Annotated in this window: 3 protein-coding genes and 1 pseudogene; 3 read left to right on the forward strand and 1 reads right to left on the reverse strand. The window is 73.2% G+C overall.

Features of this window, described 5'->3' with window-relative positions:
- Positions 1-52: 52 nt before the first annotated feature.
- Positions 53-2,758 carry a glucosidase gene (locus tag ABZV06_RS31660; RefSeq protein WP_355625926.1) on the reverse strand — a complete coding sequence of 902 codons (2,706 nt, stop codon included), beginning with the start codon at positions 2,756-2,758 and terminating at the stop codon, positions 53-55.
- 42 nt (positions 2,759-2,800) lie between these two features.
- Between ABZV06_RS31660 and ABZV06_RS31665 the strand changes: the two genes are divergently transcribed.
- From ABZV06_RS31665 to ABZV06_RS31675, 3 genes and pseudogenes are all read left to right on the forward strand, one after another.
- Positions 2,801-4,744: an amylo-alpha-1,6-glucosidase gene (locus ABZV06_RS31665; RefSeq protein WP_355625928.1), complete on the forward strand. Its 1,944-nt coding sequence runs from the start codon at positions 2,801-2,803 to the stop codon at positions 4,742-4,744.
- A gap of 137 nt (positions 4,745-4,881) precedes the next feature.
- Positions 4,882-6,216 (forward strand): glycosyltransferase family 4 protein, encoded by a 1,335-nt coding sequence (locus ABZV06_RS31670; RefSeq protein ID WP_355625930.1) that lies wholly within the window; start codon positions 4,882-4,884, stop codon positions 6,214-6,216.
- A 248-nt stretch (positions 6,217-6,464) separates the two neighbouring features.
- Positions 6,465-7,208: pseudogene (locus tag ABZV06_RS31675) on the forward strand (serine/threonine-protein kinase); the annotation flags it as partial.
- Positions 7,209-8,093: the final 885 nt, after the last annotated feature.

Raw genomic sequence — 8,093 nt, forward strand, 5'->3', positions numbered from 1 at the left:
GGCCGGCGCGGCGCGGGCCGGCGCGGCGCGGCGCGGCGCGGGTCGGGGGCGGTCAGCGGCGCAGGGTGAGGATCAGGTCGGCGACCAGGGCCGTCCAGCCGGTCTGGTGCCAGGCGCCCAGGCCGGCGCCGTTGTCGCCGTGGAAGTACTCCGGGAAGGCGATCAGGTCCCGCCAGTCGGGGTGGGTCTGGAACAGCCGCGCCGCGCCGTAGATCGGTCGGCGACCCCAGTCGTCCTGGGTGAAGAGCGAGATCAGCCGGCTCGACAGGTCGTCGGCGATCTCGTCCAGCGAGAGCTTCACCCCCGAGCGCGTCGGATACTCCACCTGGAGGTAGTCCCCGAAGAAGGCCGCATAGTCGCGCAGCGCGCTGATCAGCAGGAAGTTCGTCGGCATCCAGATCGGCCCGCGCCAGTTCGAGTTGCCCCCGAAGAGGCCGCTCGTCGACTCGGCCGGCTCGTAGCCGACGGAGAACTCCTGCCCGCCGAGGTTGACCGAGAACGGCTTGTCCAGGTGTGCGCGGGACAGCGTACGGAGGCCGAAGTCGGAGAGGAACTCGTCGGGGTCGAGCATCCGGGCGAGCAGCCGTACCACCTGATCCTGGCCGACCATGGACAGCAGCCGCTGCTGGCGGCCGTCCGGGCCCATCCGTCGGGTGCCGATGACCTCGGCGTACTCGGGGCGGTTGGTGAGGAACCAGCGCAGCCGCGCCCCCAGTTCCGGCAGGTGGTGCAGGGTCTTGGCGGTGAGGCGGGTGGTGGCGGCCAGCGGCAGCAGCCCGACCACCGAGCGGACCTTGAGCGGCACCTTCGTGCCGTCGGCGAGCCGCAGCACGTCGTAGAAGAACGCGTCCTCGTCGTCCCACAACCCCTGCTCGTACGCGGCGGCGGCGATGTAGAGGAAGTGCTCGAAGAACTTGGTGGCCGTGTCCACCCAGGTGCGGTCGTGCTCGGCCAGCACGATGGCCATGTCGAGCAGGTTGAGCGCGTACATCGCCATCCAGCCGGTGCCGTCGGACTGCTCCAGCACGCCGGCCACCGGCAGCGCCGCCGAGCGGTCGAACGGCCCGACGTTGTCCAGCCCGAGGAAGCCGCCCTCGAAGACGTTGTTGCCGCCGGTGTCCTTGCGGTTGACCCACCAGGTGAAGTTGAGCAGCAGCTTGTGCATCACCCGGCCGAGGAACTCGAAGTCCTTGCCGCCGTCGATCTCGAACACCTTGAGCGCCGCCCAGGCGTGCACCGGCGGGTTCACGTCGCCGAACGCCCACTCGTACGCCGGGATCTGCCCGTTGGGGTGCAGGTACCACTCGCGCAGCAGGAGCAGGATCTGCTCCTTGGCGAAGCCCGGGTCGACCCGGGCGATGCTCACGCAGTGGAAGGCCAGGTCCCAGGCCGCGTACCAGGGGTACTCCCAGGGATCGGGCATGGAGATGACGTCGAAGCTGGTCATGTGCCACCAGGCGCTGTTGCGCCCGTGCCGACGGCCGGCCGGTGGCGTCGAGCCGGGATCGCCGTCCAGCCAGCGTTTGACGTCGAAATGGTAGAACTGCTTGCCCCACATCAGCCCGGCGATGGCCTGCCGGGCCACCAGCGCCTCGTCGGCCGTGGCGGCCTCCGGGATCACGCCGGCGAAGAAGCGGTTCGCCTCGGCCCGCCGGGCCCACACCACGGACTCGAAGCCGTCGCGCAGGTCGGCCGGGGGCGGCGGGCCGGCGGCCGGAGGCGACGCGGTACGGGTCAGCCGCAGGCGGATCTGGCGCTGTCCGCCGGCCGGCACGTCGAGCACGTAGTGCAGCGCCCCCTTGGTGCCCTCGCGGGCGGGGTTGACCGTCGGCGCGCCGTTGACGACGTGGTCGTTGATGCCGTCCTTCGGGTACGGCGAGCGGCCGGGCAGCCCCCAGAGCCGTTCGGCGTTGGTGTCGTTGTCGCAGAGCAGCGGCACCGGTCCGCCGTCGCCCTCCAGCAGCAGCTGGCCGAGCACCCGGTGCTCACCGACCAGCCGGGTGCCCTCACCGGTCAGCCGGGGAATCCGGTCACCGCCGGGCAGCCCCCAGGCCCAGGTGTTGCGGAACCACAGGGTGGGCAGCACGTGCAGGGTCGCCGCCTGGTCGCCCCGGTTGGCCACGGTGATCACCATGCACACGTCGGTCGGGGATGCCTTGGCGTAGTCGACGGTCACCGCCCAGTACCTGTCGTCGTCGAAGATGCCGGTGTCCACCAGCTCGTACTCGGTGTCGTCCCGGCCCCGCAGCGCGTTCACCGCGACGAGTTGGTCGTACGGGAAGGCGGCCTGCGGGTAGTGGTAGCGCCAGCGCATCCAGGAGTGCGTCGGGCTGCTGTCGAGGTACCACCAGTACTCCTTGGCGTCCTCCCCGTGGTTGCCGCCGTCGCCGCCCAGGCCGAACATCCGCTCCTTGAGGATCGGGTCCTTGCCGTTCCACAGCGCCAGGGCGAACGCGAACGTCTGTCGGTCATCGCAGACGCCGGCCATCCCGTCTTCGTTCCACCGGTAGGCTCTGGACCGCGCATGGTCGTGTGGGAAGTAGTCCCACGCCGTACCGTGCTCGCTGTAGTCCTCCCGTACCGTCCCCCACGCCCGTTCGGACAGATAGGGACCCCATGCACGCCAGTCCTGCTCCCCCGAGTCGGCCTGGGCGAGCCGAAGCCGCTCAGCGTCGGGTGGCGAGGCGTCGGAGGACGATCCGTCAGTGATCACGTGCACATCTTTGACGCCGCCGAGGTACTTCACCACAGCGGCCATTCTCGCCGTGGCGTGTTACACCTCGACGGCGGTGGAGGAAAGTTGATCGACATTAGTTTCGGTCCGCAGGTCTGCGGCGACCTGACCAGCGCGTCCAGCCGGGAGTGGCTGGTGCCCGACGGCCTCGGCGGGTACGCCATGGGCACCGTCGGCGGGCTGCGGACCCGCCGCTACCACGGCCTGCTGGTGGTGCCGGGTGACACTCCGGCGTCCCGCCAGGTGGGACTGGTCAGCCTCGACCCGGCCGTCACCCTGCCATCCGGGGCGCGGGTACGGCTCGGCGCGCACGAGTGGTCCTCCGGCGACGTGGACCCGCGCGGCTTCGAGCTGCTGGAGCGCTTCGAACTGGTCGACGGGCTGCCCCGCTGGCGGTGGCGGATCGGCGCGGTCGTGATCGAACGTGAACTGGCCATGCTCCCCGGCCGCTCCTGCGTGGCGGTCGTGCACCGGCTGGTCGCCGGCGGTCCGGTCCGGCTGGAGCTGTCCGCCGCGTGCACCTGGCGCGACGCGCACGGCGAGCGGCGGGCCGACGGCCCGACGCCGCAGGTCGAGGCCGTCGGCGACGGCGCGGTGGTCGAGGGCGCGTACCGGCTCGCCGGCCCCGGCTGGACGCCGGAGGGGCAGTGGTGGCTGGGCGTGCATCACCGCGAGGAGGCCAACCGGGGGCTGCACCCGGACGAGGACCTCTGGTACGCCGGCCGCTTCGCCGGCGAGCTGGAGCGCCCCGGCGACACGGTGTCGGTGCGGGCCTGGGCCGCTCCGCTGGACGAGGAGCCGCCGCCGGCCGACGAGATCGTGGCGGCGGCTCGGCGACGCAACCGGCAGGTGGTGACGGCGGCGAAGCCGGCCGACGACCTGGACGCGACGCTGGCGCTGGCCGCCGACGCGTTCGTGGTCCGCACCCAGCAGGCGGCGGTCGACGTGGTGGCCGGATACCCGTGGTTCGGGGCCTGGGCGCGGGACACGATGATCTCGTACGAGGGATTGTTCCTCTGCACGGGTCGGGCGACCGAGGGGCGGGAGCTGCTGCGGGCGTACGCGGCGACGCTGTCCGAGGGGATGCTCGCCAACACCGCCGACACCGGTCGGGTGGAGTACAACACCGTCGACGGCACGCTGTGGTTCCTGCACGCGGTGAGCCGGCACGTGACGGTCACCGGCGACACCGATCTCGGCGACGAGCTGCTGCCCGCGCTGCGTGGGGTCGTCGAGGCGCACGTCGCCGGCACCCGCTACGGGATCGCCGTCGACACGACCGACGGGCTGCTCACCCAGGGCGCCCCGGGTACCGCCCTGACCTGGATGGACGCCCGCGTCTACGGCGTGCCGGTCACCCCCCGCACGGGCAAGCCCGTCGAGGTCAACGCGCTGTGGATCAACGGGCTGGCCGGTCTCGCCGAGTTGACCGAGCTGGCCGGGCAGGACGCGGGCGAGCTGTGGCGACTGCACGGCACGGCCAGCTCCTCGTTCCGGGCACGGTTCCCGGCACCGACCGGGTGGCTGCACGACGTGCTGGACGCGCCCGCGCCCGCGTACCCCCTGGGTGGGGCCGCCCTGCACGACGACGACGCGCTGCGCCCCAACCAGCTGCTCGCCTGGTCGTTGCCGTTCGCGCCGCTGGAGCCGGACGAGACGGCGCTGCGCCGGATCGCGGCCGGGCTGCTCACCCCGCTCGGGCCGCGCAGCCTCGCGGAGGATTCGCCCGAGTTCGTGGCACGTCACCGGGGCGGTCCGGCCGAGCGGGACGGTGGCTACCACCAGGGCACGGTGTGGCCGTGGCTGCTCGGGCCGTACGTGGACGCTGCCCGCCGGGGCAAGATGTCAGTCGATGACGTATTGATCGGTATTGAGTCCCATCTGACCGAATATGGGCTAGGCTCGGTCAGTGAGACGGCCGACGGCGTCGCGCCGCACTCCGCGACCGGCTGCCCGTTCCAGGCGTGGTCGGTGGCCGAGTTGCTGCGGGTACGCCGAAAAGGCCAGTAGCGCTTTACACGACCGCAACGGCGGTGTCTCCGCTGGTTATCTCGGCCCCGGCAGGATTGGCCCCGATCCAGACGCGACGGCGACACCGACTCCGGTGTCGGTCGGCGCGCGCCCGGGGACAACTCAAAGGGGGCCGCATGTCACCCGATGCCCACGTGATCGACATCCACCCCGCCCGCCAGCTACGGGTGCTGATGCTGTCGTGGGAGTACCCGCCGGTGCTCGTCGGTGGCCTCGGCCGCCACGTCCACGCCCTGTCCGTCGCCCTGGCCGCCGCCGGGCACGAGGTCACCGTCGTCACGCGCCACGCCGAGGGCGCACCCCTGGAGGAGTACGCCGACGGCGTCCGCATCCTGCGCGCCCCCGAAGACCCCGTCGCCTTTCCCCTGGCCACCGGCTCACTCCTGGCGTGGACCATGGCGTTCAACCACACCCTCACCCGCACCGCCCTACGCGCCACCCAGGCCGGCGCCTACGACGTCATCCACGCCCACGACTGGCTCGTCGCCCACACTGCGGTCACCCTCTCCGAACACCTCGACCTGCCGCTGGTCACCACCATCCACGCCACCGAGGCGGGCCGGCACCAGGGCTGGCTGCCCGAGGAGATGAACCGCACCATCCACGGCGTCGAGCACTGGCTCAGCGGCACCTCCACGCGGGTGATCACCTGTTCGGGTTACATGCGCGACCAGGTCAGCGCGCTGTTCGACGTACCGACCGGGCTTGTCGACGTCGTCCCCAACGGCGTCGACGACCGGGCCTGGCGGGCCCGACCGCGCGCCGTCGCGTCGGCCCGCGCCCGGTTCGCCGCGGACGGCCCCCTCGTCGGGTACGCCGGACGGCTCGTCTACGAGAAGGGCGTGCAGCACCTCGTGCACGCGGTACCCCGACTGCGCGACCGGCACCCCGGACTGCGCGTGGTGATCGCCGGTGACGGCCCGTACCGCCCCGAATTGGAGGCCCAGGCCCGCAAACTGGCCCTCGGCTCGACGGTCCGCTTCACCGGCTTCCTCGACGCCACCCAACTGCCGGCGGTGCTCGGCGCGACCGACGCGACGGTGGTCCCCAGCCTCTACGAGCCGTTCGGCATGGTGGCCCTGGAGGCCGCGGCGGCCGGAGCGCCCCTCGCGGTGGCCCGTACCGGCGGCCTCGCCGAGATCGTCGAGCCCGGCGTCACCGGCGTGACGTTCCCGCACAGCGACCCGGTCGCTCTCGCGGGCGCGGTCGACCGACTGCTCGGCGACGAGGTCTTCGCCCGGCGGGTGGCCCGGCGAGCCCGCACCATGGTCGGCGAACGGTACGGCTGGGCAGCCATCGCGGCCCGCACCGCCGCCAGCTACGCCACGGCCCGCCGCGAGCACGGCCCACTCCAGGCCCGCCGGGCCGCCGCCCGGCTGGTCGGCGGACGTGACCGGATCGCCATTCCAGAGGGCAATCTGCTCGCCGCCGCCGACCACGCCGCCTGCTGAGGTAGGGCCTGTTTCATAAGGGCGGTCGAGCCGAGGCGGAGTCCGGGCGGCGATCCGGCAAGGCGCGGTTGTGTCCGGATACCGGTGTTGTATCCGGACACAACCGCAACGCCGCCGGGCGCCGTCCGGGCCCGCCGCAGGCCGACCAGTTCTTATGAAACAGGCCCTGGGTCGGACGACCTATAGGTACCCTCCGATCCGCTGGTTAGGGTGTACACCGGACAGCGGCTGAGGAGGAGCGTGCGCAGGTGCTGATCGCCGGTCGGTACCGGCTGCTCGACCTGGTGGGCCGCGGGGGCATGGGTCGGGTCTGGCGAGCCCGCGACGAGATGCTGCACCGCGAGGTCGCGGTCAAGGAAGTCGTACCGCCGACCTGGTTGGCCGACCACGAGCGAGCCGAACTGCGCTCGCGCACCATGCGCGAGGCGCGCACCGCGGCCCGGCTCAACCACGCCGCCGTGGTCCGGCTCTACGACGTCGTCCAGGTCGAGGGCAGTCCCTGGATCGTGATGGAGTACGTCCCGTCGCGCACCCTGCAGGACGTCATCGACGCCGAGGGGCCGCTCGAGCCGACCCGCGCAGCCCAGATCGGCCTGGCCGTGCTCGACGCGCTGGAAGCCGCCCACACGGCCGGGGTGCTGCACCGCGACATCAAGCCGCAGAACGTGCTCGTCGCCCACGACGGCCGGGTGATGCTCACCGACTTCGGCCTGGCCACCTTCGACGGCGGGGACGGCGCGATGACCCGCCCCGGGATGGTGCTCGGCTCCCCGCAGTACGTCGCACCCGAGCGGGCCGCCGAGGGAGTGTCCACGGTGGCGGCCGACCTGTGGTCGCTGGGCGCCACCCTGCACGCCGCCGTGGAGGGCCGCTCCCCGTACGCCCGTAGCAACGCGATGGCCACCCTCAGCGCACTGGCGGCCGGGCCACCCGACCCGGCCCCTCACGCCGGGCCGCTCGCGCCGGTCCTCGACGGCTTGCTGCGCCGCGACCCCGACGACCGCCTCGACCACGACGGGGCTCGCCGGCTGCTCACCGCCGCCGCGTCCAGCCGCACCAACCTGCCGGACCACCCGCCGCACGGCGTAGCCGACTCCACCTCGCCCACGACCAGCCTCGCCGGCCTCGCCGGCCTCGCAGGTCCGACCAGCCCCGCAGGTCCGACCAGCCCCGCAGGCCCGACCAGCCCCGCAGGTCCGACCAGTACGCCGTACTCCCCTGCATCCCCCGCCTCCGCCTTCGCTGCCTTCCCCGCCTCCGCTGCCTCCCCTGCCCTGGGGGCGTCCGCTGCCTCAGGAGCGCCCGCTGTCTCCGGGGCGCCCGCTGTCTCCGGGGCGCCCGCTGTCTCCGCTGCCTTGGGGGCGGCCCCCGCCTCCGCTGGCTCCGGGGCGTCCGCTGCCTCCGGGGCGTCCGCTGCCTCCGGGGCCTCCGCTGCCTCCGGGGCCTCCGCTGCCTCCGGGGCGTCCGCTGCCTCCGGGGCGTCCGCTGCTTCCGCTGCTTCGGGGACCTCCACCTCCGGGGAGGTGGACGCCGCCGGCCGCTGGCAGCCGGAGTCCGACTCGACCGGCGCTGGCGTGGGCGCGCGCGGAGACGCTCGGTCCGACGACCAGTCGGGCACCGGCCCGGGTGGGCAGGCCCCGACGGGCGCGGCCGGCGGGGGTCAGGCGGGCCGCCGACGTCCGGCGCGGCAGGCGGCGCTTGTGGTCACGGCGTTGCTCGTGGCCGTCGCCGCTGGCGTGGTCACCGCGCTGGCCGTCGCCGACGACGGCCCGACCGGCACCGCCCGGCCGGGCTGCTCGACCAGCCACGGGAACCGTCCACGCAGCCCGTCGAAGCGGACCCGGGTGAGCACCGGCACGCCCAGCAGGTCGGCCACC

This window comes from Micromonospora sp. NPDC005172 (assembly GCF_040608555.1).
Lineage (GTDB): Bacteria > Actinomycetota > Actinomycetes > Mycobacteriales > Micromonosporaceae > Micromonospora.

What these genes read in the sequence shown, in the direction of transcription:
- ABZV06_RS31660 (WP_355625926.1), bottom strand. Translation starts at nt 2,758, where the DNA reads ATGGCCGCTGTGGTGAAGTACCTCGGCGGCGTCAAAGATGTGCACGTG.
- ABZV06_RS31670 (WP_355625930.1), top strand. Translation starts at nt 4,882, where the DNA reads ATGTCACCCGATGCCCACGTGATCGACATCCACCCCGCCCGCCAGCTA.